At 63.1% G+C, this 15,600-nt stretch carries 17 protein-coding genes; 7 read left to right on the plus strand and 10 right to left on the minus strand.

What is annotated here, in order from left to right; translation table 11 throughout:
* Positions 1 to 9: 9 nt before the first annotated feature.
* Positions 10 to 936, minus strand: coding sequence for an AraC family transcriptional regulator (locus FNA46_RS07315; RefSeq protein WP_342782384.1), 927 nt, complete (start codon positions 934 to 936; stop codon positions 10 to 12).
* A 219-nt stretch (positions 937 to 1,155) separates the two neighbouring features.
* Between FNA46_RS07315 and FNA46_RS25950 the strand changes: the two genes are divergently transcribed.
* The 3 genes from FNA46_RS25950 (at position 1,156) to FNA46_RS07325 (ending at position 3,527) form a co-directional block, all read left to right on the plus strand.
* On the plus strand, positions 1,156 to 1,293 hold the full coding sequence (locus tag FNA46_RS25950; protein ID WP_185969757.1) for a hypothetical protein: 138 nt from the start codon (positions 1,156 to 1,158) through the stop codon (positions 1,291 to 1,293).
* A 69-nt stretch (positions 1,294 to 1,362) separates the two neighbouring features.
* Positions 1,363 to 1,608: an Atu4866 domain-containing protein gene (locus FNA46_RS07320; protein WP_143124465.1), complete on the plus strand. Its 246-nt coding sequence runs from the start codon at positions 1,363 to 1,365 to the stop codon at positions 1,606 to 1,608.
* 119 nt (positions 1,609 to 1,727) lie between these two features.
* A complete protein-coding gene (locus FNA46_RS07325; protein WP_143124466.1) occupies positions 1,728 to 3,527 on the plus strand; it encodes a M23 family metallopeptidase in 1,800 nt (599 codons plus the stop codon).
* A gap of 8 nt (positions 3,528 to 3,535) precedes the next feature.
* On the opposite strand, the gene ade is transcribed toward FNA46_RS07325, so the two are convergent.
* Positions 3,536 to 5,230, minus strand: a complete 1,695-nt coding sequence (gene ade, locus FNA46_RS07330; RefSeq protein ID WP_143124467.1) for an adenine deaminase — start codon at positions 5,228 to 5,230, stop codon at positions 3,536 to 3,538.
* Here ade and FNA46_RS07335 point away from each other — a divergent pair.
* Positions 5,208 to 5,831 (plus strand): thiol-disulfide oxidoreductase DCC family protein, encoded by a 624-nt coding sequence (locus FNA46_RS07335; protein WP_342782385.1) that lies wholly within the window; start codon positions 5,208 to 5,210, stop codon positions 5,829 to 5,831. The genes ade and FNA46_RS07335 overlap by 23 nt on opposite strands.
* Before the next feature lie 6 nt (positions 5,832 to 5,837).
* Here FNA46_RS07335 and FNA46_RS07340 read toward each other — a convergent pair whose 3' ends face one another.
* From FNA46_RS07340 to FNA46_RS07370, 7 genes are all read right to left on the minus strand, one after another.
* Positions 5,838 to 6,194, minus strand: coding sequence for a hypothetical protein (locus FNA46_RS07340; RefSeq protein ID WP_143124468.1), 357 nt, complete (start codon positions 6,192 to 6,194; stop codon positions 5,838 to 5,840).
* 23 nt (positions 6,195 to 6,217) lie between these two features.
* The gene (gene aptA, locus FNA46_RS07345) at positions 6,218 to 7,546 is read right to left on the minus strand and encodes an omega-aminotransferase AptA (protein WP_143124579.1); all 1,329 of its coding nucleotides are present in this window, start codon (positions 7,544 to 7,546) and stop codon (positions 6,218 to 6,220) included.
* Between the two features lie 281 nt (positions 7,547 to 7,827).
* On the minus strand, positions 7,828 to 8,139 hold the full coding sequence (locus FNA46_RS07350) for an ArsR/SmtB family transcription factor (RefSeq protein ID WP_143124469.1): 312 nt from the start codon (positions 8,137 to 8,139) through the stop codon (positions 7,828 to 7,830).
* 118 nt (positions 8,140 to 8,257) lie between these two features.
* Positions 8,258 to 8,995, minus strand: a complete 738-nt coding sequence (locus FNA46_RS07355; RefSeq protein ID WP_143124470.1) for a HugZ family pyridoxamine 5'-phosphate oxidase — start codon at positions 8,993 to 8,995, stop codon at positions 8,258 to 8,260.
* The gene (gene choV, locus FNA46_RS07360) at positions 8,992 to 10,047 is read right to left on the minus strand and encodes a choline ABC transporter ATP-binding protein (RefSeq protein WP_143124471.1); all 1,056 of its coding nucleotides are present in this window, start codon (positions 10,045 to 10,047) and stop codon (positions 8,992 to 8,994) included. Before choV ends, FNA46_RS07355 begins: the two co-directional genes overlap by 4 nt.
* Complete coding sequence (gene choW, locus FNA46_RS07365; RefSeq protein ID WP_143124472.1) at positions 10,044 to 10,886, minus strand: choline ABC transporter permease subunit; 843 nt, start codon at positions 10,884 to 10,886, stop codon at positions 10,044 to 10,046. The genes choV and choW overlap by 4 nt, the downstream gene beginning before the upstream one ends.
* Before the next feature lie 220 nt (positions 10,887 to 11,106).
* On the minus strand, positions 11,107 to 12,057 hold the full coding sequence (locus tag FNA46_RS07370) for a choline ABC transporter substrate-binding protein (RefSeq protein WP_143124473.1): 951 nt from the start codon (positions 12,055 to 12,057) through the stop codon (positions 11,107 to 11,109).
* Between the two features lie 213 nt (positions 12,058 to 12,270).
* On the opposite strand from FNA46_RS07370, the gene FNA46_RS07375 reads away from it, so the two are divergent.
* From FNA46_RS07375 to FNA46_RS07385, 3 genes are all read left to right on the plus strand, one after another.
* Positions 12,271 to 12,726, plus strand: a complete 456-nt coding sequence (locus FNA46_RS07375) for a pseudoazurin (protein ID WP_143124474.1) — start codon at positions 12,271 to 12,273, stop codon at positions 12,724 to 12,726.
* Positions 12,727 to 12,934: 208 nt separating this feature from the next.
* On the plus strand, positions 12,935 to 13,876 hold the full coding sequence (locus FNA46_RS07380) for a hypothetical protein (RefSeq protein ID WP_143124475.1): 942 nt from the start codon (positions 12,935 to 12,937) through the stop codon (positions 13,874 to 13,876).
* Positions 13,876 to 15,048: a DUF2333 family protein gene (locus tag FNA46_RS07385; RefSeq protein ID WP_143124476.1), complete on the plus strand. Its 1,173-nt coding sequence runs from the start codon at positions 13,876 to 13,878 to the stop codon at positions 15,046 to 15,048. Before FNA46_RS07380 ends, FNA46_RS07385 begins: the two co-directional genes overlap by 1 nt.
* Before the next feature lie 69 nt (positions 15,049 to 15,117).
* Here the strand turns inward: FNA46_RS07385 and FNA46_RS07390 are convergent, their stop codons facing one another.
* Positions 15,118 to 15,561: a PAS domain-containing protein gene (locus FNA46_RS07390; protein WP_143124477.1), complete on the minus strand. Its 444-nt coding sequence runs from the start codon at positions 15,559 to 15,561 to the stop codon at positions 15,118 to 15,120.
* Positions 15,562 to 15,600 lie beyond the last annotated feature (39 nt).

A 15,600-nucleotide genomic window follows, 5' to 3' on the forward strand; every position in this document is an offset into this window, starting at 1 on the left:
AGAAATCGCTCAGGCCGAGGCCGGCGCATAGGCCGCCGGCCCGGTTTTCAGGCGTGACACATCCTGGATCGGCGGCGCGCCGAACAGCCGCCGGTATTCCCGGCTGAACTGCGAGGGGCTGTCATAGCCCACCCGGTGAGCAGCGCTTGCCGCATCGAGCGCTTCGGAGAGGATGAGGCGCCGCGCCTCCTGCAGCCGCAGCTGTTTCTGGTATTGCAGCGGGCTCATCGCCGTCACTTCGCGAAAATGCTCGTGCAGCGAGGAGGTGCTCATGCGCGCCTCCTCTGCCACCCGGTCGATGCTGAACGGCTTGTCGTAATTCTGGCGGATCCAGGCAATGGCACGGTTCACCTGAGCCAGTCGGCTGTCCGGCATCAGCATGCGGCGCAGCTTTTCGCCCTGATCGCCGCGCAGCAGGCGATACAGAACTTCGCGTTCGGCCAGCGGCGCCAGGAAGGGAATGTCGTCCGGGTGGTCCAGCAGCCGGACAAGCCGCAACGCGGCCTCCAGCAGCTTCGGATCGGTGTTGCTGAGGCACAGCGCCTTGCCGCAGCTCTTGGTCGGCACCAGCGAGATCGGTTGCGGCCGGATTTCCAGCATCATGGCCCCCAGCACCGAAAGATCGAGATCGAGCTTCAGGCTGAGATAGGGCTCGTCCGGGCTTGCCCCCACCACCTGTCCGGTGATCGGCAGGTCGGCGGAGGCGATCAGGTGGCGCGCCGGGCCATATTCGAACATTTCGTCTGCCAGCAGCACCTGCTTGCGCCCTTGCGCAATGATGCAGAGCGCCGGCTGCTGCAGGCCCTGCATCGGTTCCGTCTGTTTCGACATGCGCACCAGTGAGAGGCGCGGAATGGCGGTTGCCAATACGCCGTCACCATCGGTGTGTCGTGCAATCATCTCTGCGAGGTTGGAAAGGTCCTGCATGATGGTCATTCTCTCCATCGGCTAAAAATGCCGCTATTTCCGATGTTTCTGTCCGTTTGTCTACCAGCGTTCCATCGAGGCTTCCAGCGCCTTGTCCGAACTTCCGGAATTTTGTGCAATCATCCCGGACTCCTGGTCTACCGCTCCGTGGTTTGCGGCCGCCATATTGGCCCGGCAAACGCAACGCACTGCCATCGGCGACAGAGATTTCAACGAAAGGAGACGGAGATGCAAAATTTCCAGCGGCTGCTCGAAAGCCCCGCAATGTGGTTCGTGGACGTGATGGACACGATCCGCCAACGCTATCGCAGATCCCTTTCCCGCCGGCGTGAGGCGGATCTGCGCCGTAGATATATGAACGGCTGACGCCGTTTCCAGAGGGCGGTCTCGTCCGCCCTCGCGTGACCTTTTCCCGTTTCAGATCGATTCGAAAGGATGCCCGCCATGGCTTCCCATCCCTATTCCGGCCTCTGGGTGACCCGGGACGGCTACATTCGCCACGAACTCCTGCCCAATGGCCGCTATGTCGAGGCCCGCGGCAACCGCGAACGCGCCTATCAGGGGCGCTATGAAGTGAAGGGCAATCACATCGACTACAAGGACGATACCGGCTTTACCGCCGATGGCGAGTTCCGCAACGATGTGCTCTACCATGCCGGGATGGTGCTGCTGCGCGCCTGATGTCCGGCAAGTCTTTCCGGTGCGTTAGTGATCACTTCCCGTCGCTTTTGCCCCGCGTGACACATTTTTGCCACGGAGTCCCATAACGTCGTGCACGGGCTTCACGAGGGCAGGTACGCATGACGGCTATGACATCGCGCGCGCTGACGAAGCGCAACAGGGACGGATTCGGTTTCATCCATCCCGCGCAGACTGTCATCCGGTTCTCCTTCGTCAGCCATTGGCGCGTCAGCTGTGCGTTGGTGTTGCTGGCGGTGGGGGCGAGCGCCCTTCTCGGGGAATGCATGGCCTTCTCGATTGCCAAGGCCCCCGTGCCGAAGCAGTCCGTGGTTCTGAGAACAGCTCGCCGCAAGCCGCAAAGCACGCCGAAGCAGGCGCGCGTCTGGATGCCGACCGTGGCTGCCGCAGCTCCGAAGCTCGATCTCATCGAGCGCATGAGCGATGGTTCCATGGCAAAATCCGCTTATTTCGATGTGTCGCTCGATCTTTCCTCCGACGAACAGGAAAGCAAGCCGGCTGGATCATCCACGCTCGCGGCCTATCAGGAGGATGAAGCGCCCTCCAGCGATCCCTTCAATCTGGTGCTGAGGCCCGGCGGCAGCCCGGATGCACCGGCGCCGCACGTGGCCAAGAGCGCCCGGCCTCTGCCGGTGCGCGGCGAGCCGATCAATGTCAGCGTTGCGCCGGCGCGACCCTCGGGTCACATTCGTCGCGTCGTCTCGCTGCCCGCCCGCGAGGAGCTGCTGCGCAACATCGAAGGCGCGGTGGATGTCTCCGAGTCGGATTTCGTCAACCTCGCCCGCGAATTGGGCGCCGACAGTGTAAAGCCCGGCGAGGAACTGGATATCCTGCTGGAGGAGCGGCCCGAGCGTCCGAACGCGCCGCAGATCGTGTTTGCCCGCCATGTGTCGCACCGCAAGGGGGAACGCTTTCTCGCGAGACTCGACAACGGCACCTTCCAGACGGTCACCGACCGCCATCTCTATGATCGCATGCTGGCCGAGGCGATTGCCGCCGAGGGAGCCTCCGGCGCCCGCGGCCGACTTACCCCGCAGGAAAGCCGCGATCTCAACCGTGCTGCGGGAGATTATCCGAAGCTGATCGCCCATCTCAAGCAGTCGAAGGTGCCGCCGCGCGTCTGTCTGCAGGTGGTGCAGCTGATGAAGACGAACGGCCTCGAATGGTCCTCGTCCGATGACCTGCCGCAGCTCGACGTGGTCTATCGCAAGACGGAAGACAATGCCGACGAACTGGTTTCCGTCACCGTCAATGACGGCGAGACCGAACGCCGCTTCTATCGCTACAGCACATCCGAGGATGGCCATGCCGAGTTCTACGACAATGGTGGCCATTCCGTTTCCAAGACACTGATGGAAAAGCCGGTGGCGGCCGGCAGGCTGGGCGACGGATTCGGCTGGCGCGTCCACCCGATCCTGAAGGTGCGCAAGTTCCACAATGGCGTGGATTTCGCTGCGCCGAAGGGCTCGCCCATCGTCGCCGCCGGTGATGGCGTGGTCGAAAAGATCTCCTGGGAAGGCGGCTACGGCAAGTTCATCCGCATTCGCCACGATGGCGGTTACGAAACCACCTATGCGCATATCGATGGCACGCCGAAGGATCTGAAGGTCGGCCAGCGTGTATCTCAGGGGCAGGTGATCGCCTATGTCGGCTCCACCGGCCTCTCCACCGGACCGCATCTCTATTACGAGCTGCGTGTCGGCGATCATTATGCCGATCCGACCAAGGCGCACATGTCGGCCGGCACCGTGCTGCGCGGCAAGGCGCTGGAGGAATTCAACCGCGAGAAGGAGCGTGTCGCGGCGATCTCCGATGCGATCCGCACCTCCGCCAGCAATGCCGCGCGTGCCGTTGCCCATGTGCTGAAGGCCGACGACGAGCCGGCCAGTCACGTTGAATAGCGCTGCCGTCAGTCGATGAGCCGGAACTGGTCGACATCGACCATGCCGCGGTCGGAAATCTTCAGGTGCGGAATGACAGGAAGCGGCAGAAAGGCGACCTGCAGGAAGGGTTCTGCCAGCGTCGTGCCCAGGGCATAGGCGGCCTTGCGCAGTTCCACCAGCGTGTCGCGCACGCGCTCATAGGGCTCGAGGCTCATCAGGCCGGCCACCGGCAGGGCAATCTCGCCGGTCACCCGTCCGTCTTCCACAACCACGAAACCGCCCTGGATCTCGGAAAGCCGGTTGACCGCGGCCGCCATGTCGTCTTCGCTGACGCCGACCACGCAGATATTGTGGCTGTCATGGCCGACGGTGGAGGCGATCGCGCCCTTCTTCAGGCCGAAGCCCTGCACGAAGCCGTTGGCATGGTTGCCGTTCTTGCCGTGCCGTTCGATGACGGCGACCTTGATGATGTCGTTTGCGAGATCGACGGTCGTCTGGTTGCCAGAGGAGGGCAGGCGGTAGCGCCGGTGCTCGGTGATGATTTTTCCCGGCAGCACGCCGATGACCGGCTGGTCCTCCGCCTTGACCGGCACCGCGAAATCCGCGGCCTTGACCAGGCGCGACCGGACGCTGTCGAGGCCGACCGGGGCGACCGGGCGGCGGGTCGCAAACAGTTCTGCCGTAACCTTCCGACCGGCGGCAAACACCATCTCGGCCTTGCAGTTTTCCAGGCTGTCGATGACGACGAGATCAGCCCGCCAGCCGGGTGCCACGAGGCCACGGTCGCGCAAGCCGAAGGCGCGGGCCGCCGAGATGGAGGCGGCGCGATAGATGGCGAGCGGTTCGACACAATGGGCAATCGCCGTGCGGATCATGAAATCCAGATGGCCTTCCTCGGCAATGTCGAGAGGATTGCGGTCATCCGTGCAAAGCGCCAGATGCGGCGACAGGCGCTCGGTGATGATCGGCATCAGTGCATGCAGGTCCTTGGAGACGGAGCCCTCGCGCACAAGAATGTGCATGCCCTTGCGGATCTTCTCCAAGGCCTCCGCTGCATTCGTCGCCTCGTGCTCGGTGCGGATGCCGGCGGAGAGATAGCCGTTGAGGCCGAGGCCGGAGAGAAGCGGTGCATGCCCGTCAATATGGCCACCCTGGAAGGCCTCGAGTTTCGCCATGCAGACGGGGTCCTTGTGGATGACGCCCGGAAAATTCATGAACTCGGCAAGCCCGATCACCTTCGGGTGGTGGCGGAAGGGCAGGAGACGCTCGATGGGCAGATCGGCGCCTGCCGTTTCCAGATGCGTGGCCGGTACGCAGGAGGAAAGCTGGACGCGGATATCCATGATGGTTTCCAGCGCCGAATCCAGAAAGAACTGGATACCCTCGGTGCCGATGACATTGGCGATCTCGTGCGGATCGCAGATCACGGTCGTCACGCCGTAGGGAAGCACGCAGCGATCGAATTCGTGCGGGGTGACCAGCGAGCTTTCGATGTGCAGATGGGTGTCGATGAAACCCGGCACGACGATGCGGCCGGAAATGTCGATCACCTGCTTGCCCTCATAGGCCTCGCCGGTACCGACAATGGTGTCGCCGCAGATGGCGATGTCGGAGGCGACAAGCTCGCCGGTCACGAGATCGAAGAAGCGCCCGCCCTTCAACACGATGTCGGCGGGTTCGCGGCCCGTTCCCTGGTCTATGCGGCTCTCAAGATCGCTCATCGTCTGCCTCGGTCTGATTCAATGGAAAGAGATTACCGGCACCGGTCGGGGGCGGGAAGGGGCAGGGCGGTATTTGGTTTTCGCATCGCAGCACGGCGAGGGCGGCCTCGCCTCGTTCCGGCGTGCTCTTGCAAGGGCCGCCATTGCAGCGAAGCGGTTACATCCCCATGTCAGGGTTATGCCCGACACGCCTGCCCGCAATACCATCGCCACGCCGGTCATCGTCTTCGACGGAGACTGCGTGCTGTGCTCGGCCAGCGCCCGCTTCGTGCTGCGCCATGATTACGGCAAACGCTTCCGGCTGGCGGCGATGCAAAGCCCGGCGGGCGCGGCGCTCTGCCGCCCGCATGGCATTGATCCCGATAATCCGCAGACGATCCTGCTCGTTCAGGGAGATGATGTCTTGCGCGACAGTCGCGCGATCCTGGCCATTGCCGCAGGGCTCGGCTTTCCCTGGAGCCTGCTTTGCTGTCTGCACCTTGTGCCGCGCGGCTTGCGCGACCGGGTCTATCGGCTTGTAGCGCGCAATCGCTACCGTTTGTTTGGACGGCGTGAGAACTGCTTCGTTGCGTCGCCGGAGGATCGTGAGCGCATTTTTTAGCCGGCTTCAGTTCGGCGGCGCCGTGATCTCGAAGGAAAAGCCGTCGCGGCTGCAGCGGCGCACCTCTTCCGGCCCGAGGCGTCGCGTGCCTTCGCCGACCCGATCCCAGGACATGCGGGTGGCGGTGCCGCAGTCAAAGCCGCTGTCCGGAAGTTTTGGGGGTGGGGTGATCGGTTCTGCCGATCTCTTGGGCATCTCGGCCTTTGGCAGTTCACCCTTGCCGGCCTTGCCCCAGTCGATCACTGCGGTGTCGCCCGCTGCGGCTGGCGTCGCACAGGCAAGGCTCAGGGCCAGAACGGTGAGCAGGGCTTTCACGGCAAGCGGGCTCCTCTCCCGCAGATGCACGATGTGGGGCGGCCGCATGACGCCGCCGCCCCCGTCGATCGTCAGATATTCGCGTTCAAAATCTCGCGCAGCTTGCCGAAAATCTCATCGATATGGTGCTTTTCGACGATCAGCGGCGGCGACATGGCGATGATGTCGCCGGTGGTACGGATCAACAGGCCGTTCTCATAGGCCTTCAGGAAGGCGGAGAAGGCGCGCTTGGTCGGTTCGCCGGCGATCGGATCGAGTTCGATCGCGCCGATCAGGCCGAGATTGCGGATGTCGATGACATTCTTGCAATCCTTCAGCGAATGCAGGCCGTCTTCCCAGTAGGAGGAGATGGCGGCGGCGCGCTCGAACAGGCCCTCTTCCTTGTAGGTGTCGAGCGTGGCAAGGGCTGCGGCAGAAGCGATCGGGTTGCCGGAATAGGTGTAGCCGTGGAAGAACTCGATCAGATGTTCCGGGCCGTTCATGAAGGCGTCGTGGATTTCGGCGGTCACGAAGACGGCGCCCATCGGGATCACGCCATTGGTCAGGCCCTTGGCGGTGACCATGATGTCCGGCTTGACGTCGAAATACTGCGAGGCGAAGGGGGTGCCGAGGCGGCCGTAACCGGTGATGACTTCATCGAAGATCAGCAGGATGCCATGCTTGGTGCAGATCTCGCGCAGCTTCTGCAAATACCCCTTCGGCGGGATGAGCACGCCGGTGGATCCGGCGACCGGTTCGACGATGACGGCGGCCACGGTGGAGGCGTCATGCAGCGTGACGATGCGCTCCAGTTCGGTCGCCAGATCGCCGCCCACTTCGGGCTCGCCGCGGGTGAACGCGTTCTTGCCGGGAAGATGCGTGTGCGGCATGTGGTCGACGCCGGTCAGCAGCGTGCCGAACATCTTGCGGTTGGCGACGATGCCACCAACGGAAATGCCGCCGAAATTGACGCCGTGATAGCCGCGCTCGCGGCCGATCAGGCGAAACTTTGCGCCATTGCCCTTGGCGCGATGATAGGCGATCGCGACCTTCAGGGCGGTATCGACCGATTCGGAGCCGGAATTGGTGTAGAGCACGTGCTCCAGACCCTCGGGCGCGATGTCGACCAGACGATTCGCAAGTTCGAACGCCTTGGGATGGCCCAGCTGGAAGGCGGGTGCATAATCCAGTTCGCCGGCCTGTTCGCGGATCGCCTCGGTGATCTTCGGGCGGCAATGGCCGGCATTCACGCACCACAGGCCCGCCGTCGCATCCAGAACCTGGCGGCCGTCATGCGTCGTATAGTGCATGTCCTTGGCAGACACGAACAGGCGCGGTTCTTTCTTGAACTGGCGATTGGCGGTGAAAGGCATCCAGAACGCCCGCAAGTCGTTCGGGGCGGTATTCAGGCGGTTCGACATCATGATCTCCATGGCCTTCTTTTCCATAACGGGGGCCATATCCCGGTCGTCGCCCGTTCCCCGGGGCGAGACATGCGAGGCAGGTTAGCAAGCGCGCGCGAGCCGTCAAGCGCTGTTCAGCGCCCTTGCATGGCTTTGCTGCGCCATGTCGCAGCCATCAAAAAGGCGCAGCCCGAGACGGGCGGCGCCTATCAATCATCGATCCCTCACATGCCTGAGGCTGCCCAACTCCCAGGGCATGTGCAGTCTTGAATTATCTCAACGCCATGTCAGCGCTGTCATCACGCTGCAGACTTGGCCTGCTCAGGCTCGCAATACAGCGTCTCCAGCGTTTCGAGAACCTTCATCACGGCCTCGGCGGAGCTGGAGTAGTAGATGGTCTGCGCATCGCGGCGCGTGTTAACAAGCTTCTGCGCACGCAGTTTGGAAAGGTGCTGAGAGAGAGCCGACTGGCTCAGCCCAACCTTCGTTGCCAGCGCACCAACGGCCACTTCGCCCTTGACCAGGCAACACAGAATCATCAGCCGCTTTGGATTGGCCATGGCAGACAGCAGATTGGCGGCTGCAGCTGAATGCTCAGTGAGTTGGGTCATCTCTAAATCCCTCGGTCATCCCCTAGCAATTGCTGACCGACCGCACGGTCGGTAACAATCTATCATAAATCTAGCAAGTTTCGGAAAGGATTGTATATCCCTAAATTTTACGTAGAGGTTATGTAGCGACCGATATTGTACGCACATAATCTTCAGCCGCCTGCGGCGTCGTGGCTGGCGAGCGAAACTCCCACCGAAACCCGCGATTGTCGCAGACGATGTCAAAACCTGCCGGATCCACGCCGCTGATACGGCAATTCGAATCATCGGGTGCGCCCGCGGCTTTCGCAAGGCGAGACGCATTCCGATACTTGATCATAATCGATTCTTCCGCCCTCTGCCAGCTGGCGGCGTCCTCTGTTCCGTCAAGCACAAGATCTTTGCCGTTCATCGTATAGGCTTTGCCAAAACCGCCATTCATGGCGGCCCGAATTGGCACAAGCCGGAGGAAACGGAAGTCGGGAAAATCCACGTAGAGGGCGGCCTTGGGGTGGCGGTTCAGAAAGCGTCGACGCAGTCGCTGGTGCAGCTCGCCTTCCCGCGTCACGGCTTGCGCCTCACAGAACACCGTGATGCGCGCATGGGCAAGCGGGTCTCCCTTGCCGGGTTCTCCGGCGAGGAAGGAGCAGCGAGCATCCGCGGCAAGCGCACGGGCATGTCCTGCCAGACCCGAGACAAGGATCACCGGCGTGCAGTCGAAATCGAAGCCGAGCAGAACGCGGCTGACGGCCGGAAACCCGGTCTCCGGCTCCAGCACGCTGAGAGGGACGTGACGTGCCGAGCGGATGAGCTTTCGGGCGTCGATCAGCGCCTCCTCGTCCGTTTCCCTGAGAAGGGAGCTCGGCTCTGTCGTCATGGGCTGTGAGCGTCCCTTCGCCTGTGCCGGGTCAGGCCGGCAATCACATCGTCAGCGCCAATGGTGCCGATGATGAGGCCGTTGTCAACAATGCCGATCTGGCCCGGCTGGCGGGCCATGGCGTCGAGAATGTCGGTCAGCGGCGTGTCGGCACGCGCCGTGGCCGTGACCGGCGTCGGCAGGGTCGAGGCGCCCGGACGCATGATGTCGCCGGCCGTCAGCATGTTGATCGGGTTCAGGTTCTGCACGAACTCGGCGACATACTGGTCTGCCGGCGCCTGGACGATCTGCTGCGGCGTACCGCACTGGACGATGCGGCCGCCTTCCATGATGGCGATGCGGTTGCCGATGCGGAAGGCCTCGTCCAGATCGTGGCTGACGAAGAGGATTGTCTTCTTCAGCCGGCTCTGGAACTCCAGAAGTTCGTCCTGCAGACGCGTGCGGATCAGAGGATCGAGCGCAGAGAAGGGCTCGTCCATCAGAAGGATCGGCGCGCCGGTGGCGAAGGCGCGGGCAAGGCCGACACGCTGCTGCATGCCGCCCGAGAGTTCGCCCACCTTGCGGTCCGCCCAGTTGGAGAGGTTCACCAGCGCGAGCTGTTCGGCCACCCGGTCCTTGCGGTCCTTTTCGCTGACGCCTGCGAGCTCGAGGCCGAAGCCGACATTTTCCGCCACGCTGCGCCAGGGCAGGAGGCCGAACTGCTGGAACACCATGGACACCGTGTGCATGCGCAGATCGCGCAGCATCTTCGGCGAGCACTTGTAGGGATCGACCGCGCCGGTCTTGGTCATGACGGTCACCGACCCGCGGACAACCGGAGCAAGCCCGTTGACGGCACGCAGCAGGGTGGATTTGCCGGAGCCGGACAGGCCCATCAGCACCAGGATCTCGCCTTCCTGAATGGAGAGCGAGGCCTTGGAAACGCCGAGCACCAGCCCGGTCTCCTTGCTGATCTCCTCGCGTGAACGTCCCTGGTCCATGAAGGGGAGCGCACGCTCCGGCCGGTCACCGAAGACGATGTCGACATTGCCGAAAATGATCGCGTCCGTCATGCGCCTTCTCCTTCATCGGTGCGGAACATGCGGTCGAGGATGATCGCGAGGATCACGATGCAGAGACCTGCCTCGAAGCCGCGCGCGATGTTGACGGTGTTGAGCGCGCGCACCACCGGCACGCCGAGGCCGCTGGCGCCAACCAGTGCCGCGATGACCACCATCGACAGCGACAGCATGATCGTCTGCGTGAGACCCGCCATGATCTGCGGCATGGCAAACGGCAGTTCCACCTTGCGCAACACCTGCGATGGTGTCGCGCCGAAGGCAATTGCCGCTTCCGTCAACGAATCCGGTGTCGAGATGATGCCGAGCCGTGTCAGCCGGATCGGAGCCGGAATGGCGAAGATCACGGTGGCGATCAGGCCGGGCACCATGCCGAGGCCGAATAGGATCAGCGCCGGGATCAGGTAGACGAAGGTCGGGATGGTCTGCATCAGGTCCAGCACCGGCCGCAGCCCCTCGTAGAGCCAGGGTCGGCGCGCCGCCGCAATGCCGACGGGAATGCCCACGGCCATGCTGACGGCGGTCGAGGCGATCACCAGCGCCAGCGTCTCCGTGGTTTCCTTCCAGTAGCCCTGGTTGATGATCAGCAGCAGCCCGAGACAGGTGAAGAGGGAAATGCCGATCGAGCGGCGCAGAAGCCAAGAGAGTACGGTAAAGGCTGCGACCACCGCCAGCGGATGGGGCCATTGCAGCACGAAGAGCAGCGCGTTGATGACGGCGGAGAGGACGGCGGAGAGCCAGTCGAAGAAGGCGGCGCCATTCAGCGTCAGCCAATCGACGAAGGTCTTGGCCCAGATGCCGATGGGAATGCGTTGTTCGGTGAGGAGTTCCAAGGACTTCTTCCCGTTCTGGTCAGGTTTCGGCAGGAGCGAAGGGCGCGCGAAATCGCGGGCGCGCGCCGGTCTCTCGGCGACATCGGCCTGGCCGGGGTCAGGCCCGCCGCGGCTGATGGACACAATCGGAAACGCCGCCCGCCGGTTCGTATGCCGTGGGCTTTCGCGAAGAAACCGGGGCAGGGGTGCCCCGGCCGGCTTGCGGGCGGCAGCAGAAGCCTCAGAGGCCAAGCTTCGCCTTGACGGCGGCAAGGCCGTCCTTGCCGTCGACGGTCGTCACGCCGGCAAGCCAGGGCGTAATGGCGGCGGGGTTGGCCTTCAGCCAGGCGCTCGCGGCCTTCTGCGGCTCCTCGCCATCGTTCAGGATCTTGCCCATGATCACGTTTTCCATGGGCAGCGTGAACTTGAGGTTGGTGATGAACTTGCCGACGTTCGGGCATTCGGTGGTGAAACCGGCGCGAATGTTGGTGAAGACTTCCGCGCCGCCGAAGTTCGGCCCGAAGACGTCGTCGCCGCCGGTCAGATAGGTCAGCTTGAAGTTGGTGTTCATCGGATGGGGTTCCCAGCCGAGGAAGACGACCGGCTTGCCGGAACGGTCGGCACGGGCAACTTGGGCCAGCATGCCCTGTTCGGAGGATTCCACCACCTCGAAGCCCTTGAGGCCGAAGGTGTCCTTGGAGACCATGTCGAGGATCAGGCGGTTGCCGTCATTGCCGGGCTCGATGCCGTAGATCTTGCCGTCGAGTTCGGCCTTGTGGGCAGCGATATCCTTGAAATCCTTGATGCCGAGTTCGGCGCCCTTGGCATTGGTGGCCAGCGTGTACTTGGCGCCGACAAGGTTGGGGCCGAAGGATTCAACCGACTTGTCGGTCAGGAAGGGCCGCACATCGGCTTCCTGCGTCGGCATCCAGTTGCCGAGATAGACGTCGATGTCCTTGTTCTTCAGCGACTGGTAGGTGACCGGCACCGACAGAACCTGGATGCTCGGCTTGTAGCCCAGGGCGTCCAGCAGCACGGCGGCGGTTGCGGTGGTTGCGGTAATGTCCGTCCAGCCCACATCCGAGAAACGGACCTTGGTACAGCTTGCAGGTTCGGCGGCCAGCGCCTGTGTCGTGACAAGCGCGGCGAGGCTGGCCGCGAGTGCGAATTTCAACGAGGTCGTTCCCGGCATGAGGTTGCTCCTTCTTTGTTCCCCGGTCATTATCAATATCTCCGACAGGCAAGCAAGCACGCCTATTCGCGCCGAAATGCAGGGGGTGTTTGCGACAATGTGTCCAGAATGCGGTTTGACCTCGGTCAAGACGGGGCAGCGATTCCTTGCGTAAAGCAGCGATCGAACCATGCATGCGGCCGTATCCACGGCCATCTGGAAGGAGCCTCTGACATGACACTGAAATCCGTTCTTGCCGCCAGCTTCCTCGCGCTCGGGCCGGCCCTTGCCGCACCGGCCGCCTTTGCCGCCGATATCGAGGTGAAGATGCTGAACAAGGGTGCCGATGGCGAGGCCATGGTGTTCGAGCCGGCGGCCATCCGTGCCGCTGTCGGCGATACCATCCACTTCGTGCCCGTCGACAAGGGCCATGATGCCGCGGCCGTCAAGGAACTGCTGCCGGAAGGCGTCGAGGAGTTCAAGGGCAAGATGAACCAGGAACTGGTCGTCACCGTGGCCAAGGAAGGCGCCTATGTCGTGAAGTGCTCGCCGCACTGGGGCATGGGCATGGTGGCACTTGTCGTGGTGGGCGAGGGCAAGCCGGCCAATCTCGATGCGGTGAAAGCCGCCAAGATGCCGAAGAAGACGCGCGATCGCCTGGATGCGGCGATTGCCCAGCTCGGCCTCTGATCCTGCCAGCATGCCGGAACGGGCACAGGCGCGCGCAGCGGGCCGGTGCCTCGCCGGCCATTCGGCAGATGTCTTGATCGGGTCGTGGAAAACGGACTGTCTCGTCAATTGAGGTCTGGTCTTCGGCCCTGGCATGCTACAGTGCCAGCCTGCCGGCAACGCGGCGCGGCGTGCAGGCGACGGAAGTCTGGAATGGAAGGGCGCGGGCATGGCAACAGGCGGCGAAAGGCAGCAGACGGCGGATCCGGGCGTGGCGATGGCCGAGGTCGGTCGGCAGCTGGAAAGCCTGCTGGCGCATCTGCAGTCTCAGAGATCACGCATCGCGGCAGGCCACCGTGCGGACCCGACCGAAGCCTCTGCCCAGGCGGCAGACCTTGTCGAGGTGGCGATCGATGCGCCGGATGCTGCGGAACAGGATCTGGCTGATCTTGGCGTGCGTTTCCGCGCCGCCGACAGTGCCCTTGCCCATCGCATTGCCGAGCTTGCCGCCGACATCCATCACCTCGGCACACCCTATCTGCAGCCCGCCGACGCAAGCCGCCGATCGGCCTTCCGACTGTTTCGGCTGTTTGGGGCGCGCTCGCGCGGCCACCGACAGAACGTCCCTGATCCGCTGTTCGGGGGACAGGCCGCAATCCTTCTGCGCCGCACGGAGACATTGACCGCCAGCCTTGAAGAGCAGCGTGCCGTTCTTGCCCGCCTTCTGTCAGCCTGCGAGGACTGGCTGGATGCGGGGCCGCGCCGGGAGCCGTCCGGGTCGGGTTCTGTTCAGCAAGCCGCTGAGGATGTGGCCGCTTCTGTGCAATCGCGCTGGCGCAGCCTGGGCTTTGATTTCGCCGATCTGCTGATCGACATGTCGAAAAGCGTGCATGTGCTGGCCAATCTGCTCTGCGTTGAAGCGGAAGCGCTGGTTCTTCTGGTCGGCGGCGTCGATCCCGTGCTGCTGAGTGTCCTTCAGCCGCAGCTGCCATGGCTTTCCCGACAGGCGCAGCGACGTGAACTCGGCCTCATCTCCGTGCGCGGCATCCGCACAAGGCGGGCGCATCTGCGCGATCTTTTCCATCAGCGCTATGCGGCTTCGCGGCAGGCGACATCTCGACAAGCGGCAGGCGCCTTCCTACCTCATGCCTCGCAACAGGAGGGTGCTTGATGGTTTCGGAGTTTTTCAGCCGGGTGCTTGCGGCGGCAGGGCGGGCCGTGCGTCTCGCTTTCGTTGCGATTGCCTGGCCCTTCATGGCCGCGCATGGCTGGTATCGCCAGCGGCATCTGATGGTGAAGCTGCCGATCCTCGCGGTGCTGGTGGTGCTTGGCGCCTTCTATGGCTATTTCATCTGGCAGACGCAGGTCTGGACCGGTTTTGATCCCAATTTCGTCGACCGTTACAAGCTTGCCGAGCGTCAGGCTGCCGGGCAGGAGCGGCCCGTTCCTGCGGCGGGTTCTGTGCCACAGGCGACCGGCACTGCCGCCGGTGCGAGCCCGGCAACCACGGCGGCTGCGGTTGTCCCGCGGCAGTGTCAGCCCTCGGCGATCGTGGAGGTGGCGGCCGATCTCACCGACCAGAACGTCAACCAGAACGCATGGATTTCCTCCATGCTGCTTTACCGCCTTGGCTTCTTCGGCATTGACTGGGATCACACCCTGTTCCTCGACAACAAGGCAAGCTTCCAGCGGGGCGTCAACCAGGCGGTCCGGCGGACTTCCGCGGAACTGGTCGATACGCTTGGCCGCGTGCGGGGCACGTCCGGCATCAACGGCGATCTGCAGGATGCGCGTGGCAATCTGCAATTCGATGAATTCTCGTGGTATTTCGGCCTCGATCCGTTCGGATTCAAGACGCCGACACCGGCCTATTATCGCGCTGCCATCAAGAGCCTGCACAAGTTCAACACCGATCTTGCCGCCTGCGCGGCCACCTTCGACGGTCGTGCCGACAATCTGGTGCAGTTCGTCGATCGCATTGCCAGTGACCTCGGCTCGACGGCGGCGATCCTGCGTGAACGCTCGGAGAACTATAATGGCGGCTGGTTCGACACGCGGGCCGATGACCGCTTCTGGTTCGCCTATGGTCAGCTTTACGGCTACTATGCCGTGCTCTCCGCCGCCCAGGCGGATTTCAGCCAGGTGGTCCGCGAGCGCAATCTGACCTCGCTCGTCAACGATACCCTTGCCCAGTTCCGCGCAGCGCTGCGCATCCAGCCGGCAATCATCTCCAATGGCCGCGAAGACGGCTGGATCATGCCGACGCATCTGGCGACGATGGGCTTTTACATCCTGCGGGTTCGATCCAATCTTGTCGAGATTCGCGCCGTGCTGGACCGCTGATGCTGATGGAGCCCAGCGGCCTCGCCGTCGGGGCGTTTTTTCAGAGCATGCAGGCGTCGGTTGGCCTGGTCATGGAAAATGCTGCAGATCGGTGGCCTGCTTCGGCATGTCGAAGACGACGCCGACGATTTCGCCGCCGGTGTCCGATTTCGCACGCCAGGTGCCAAGACAACAGATGAACTTGTAGGTGTTCCCGTGCTGGAGAACCCGGTGGATCTTCTGGAAGCTGCAGTGATCGACGGCTGCCAGTTCGTGGCTTTCCATCACCACGCCGAGATCCTCCGGGTGGATGCGGGCGCTGAATTCCATGAGGCCGATCGGGCCGTCCCGATAGTCGAAACCGTAGATCTCGGCGGTTCGCTCATCACAGAAGGAATGCCCGCTGTCGATGTCGATCCGCCAGAAACCGAGAGCGTTGAACGTGGAGAACAGCCGCACGAAATCCGGCAGCAGCATGCCGAATGTCTGTTCTCCGAATGCAATGTCGTCGCGTGTATTCTGTGTCTGAAGCAAAGCTTCACACTCCCCGGCGTTAAAAAACGCCCGAACCCA

It is taken from the genome of Affinirhizobium straminoryzae (assembly GCF_007004135.1).
Taxonomy (GTDB): domain Bacteria; phylum Pseudomonadota; class Alphaproteobacteria; order Rhizobiales; family Rhizobiaceae; genus Neorhizobium; species Neorhizobium straminoryzae.

Excerpts from the sequence above, each read along its gene's own strand:
- FNA46_RS07315 (WP_342782384.1), bottom strand. The coding sequence starts at position 936 with ATGACCATCATGCAGGACCTTTCCAACCTCGCAGAGATGATTGCACGA.
- FNA46_RS25950 (WP_185969757.1), top strand. The coding sequence starts at position 1,156 with ATGCAAAATTTCCAGCGGCTGCTCGAAAGCCCCGCAATGTGGTTCGTG.
- FNA46_RS07320 (WP_143124465.1), top strand. The coding sequence starts at position 1,363 with ATGCCCGCCATGGCTTCCCATCCCTATTCCGGCCTCTGGGTGACCCGG.
- FNA46_RS07325 (WP_143124466.1), top strand. The coding sequence starts at position 1,728 with ATGACGGCTATGACATCGCGCGCGCTGACGAAGCGCAACAGGGACGGA.
- FNA46_RS07335 (WP_342782385.1), top strand. The coding sequence starts at position 5,208 with ATGCGGCTCTCAAGATCGCTCATCGTCTGCCTCGGTCTGATTCAATGG.
- ade (WP_143124467.1), bottom strand. The coding sequence starts at position 5,230 with ATGAGCGATCTTGAGAGCCGCATAGACCAGGGAACGGGCCGCGAACCC.
- FNA46_RS07340 (WP_143124468.1), bottom strand. The coding sequence starts at position 6,194 with ATGCGGCCGCCCCACATCGTGCATCTGCGGGAGAGGAGCCCGCTTGCC.
- aptA (WP_143124579.1), bottom strand. The coding sequence starts at position 7,546 with ATGTCGAACCGCCTGAATACCGCCCCGAACGACTTGCGGGCGTTCTGG.
- FNA46_RS07350 (WP_143124469.1), bottom strand. The coding sequence starts at position 8,139 with ATGACCCAACTCACTGAGCATTCAGCTGCAGCCGCCAATCTGCTGTCT.
- FNA46_RS07355 (WP_143124470.1), bottom strand. The coding sequence starts at position 8,995 with ATGACGACAGAGCCGAGCTCCCTTCTCAGGGAAACGGACGAGGAGGCG.
- choV (WP_143124471.1), bottom strand. The coding sequence starts at position 10,047 with ATGACGGACGCGATCATTTTCGGCAATGTCGACATCGTCTTCGGTGAC.
- FNA46_RS07370 (WP_143124473.1), bottom strand. The coding sequence starts at position 12,057 with ATGCCGGGAACGACCTCGTTGAAATTCGCACTCGCGGCCAGCCTCGCC.
- FNA46_RS07375 (WP_143124474.1), top strand. The coding sequence starts at position 12,271 with ATGACACTGAAATCCGTTCTTGCCGCCAGCTTCCTCGCGCTCGGGCCG.
- FNA46_RS07380 (WP_143124475.1), top strand. The coding sequence starts at position 12,935 with ATGGCAACAGGCGGCGAAAGGCAGCAGACGGCGGATCCGGGCGTGGCG.
- FNA46_RS07385 (WP_143124476.1), top strand. The coding sequence starts at position 13,876 with ATGGTTTCGGAGTTTTTCAGCCGGGTGCTTGCGGCGGCAGGGCGGGCC.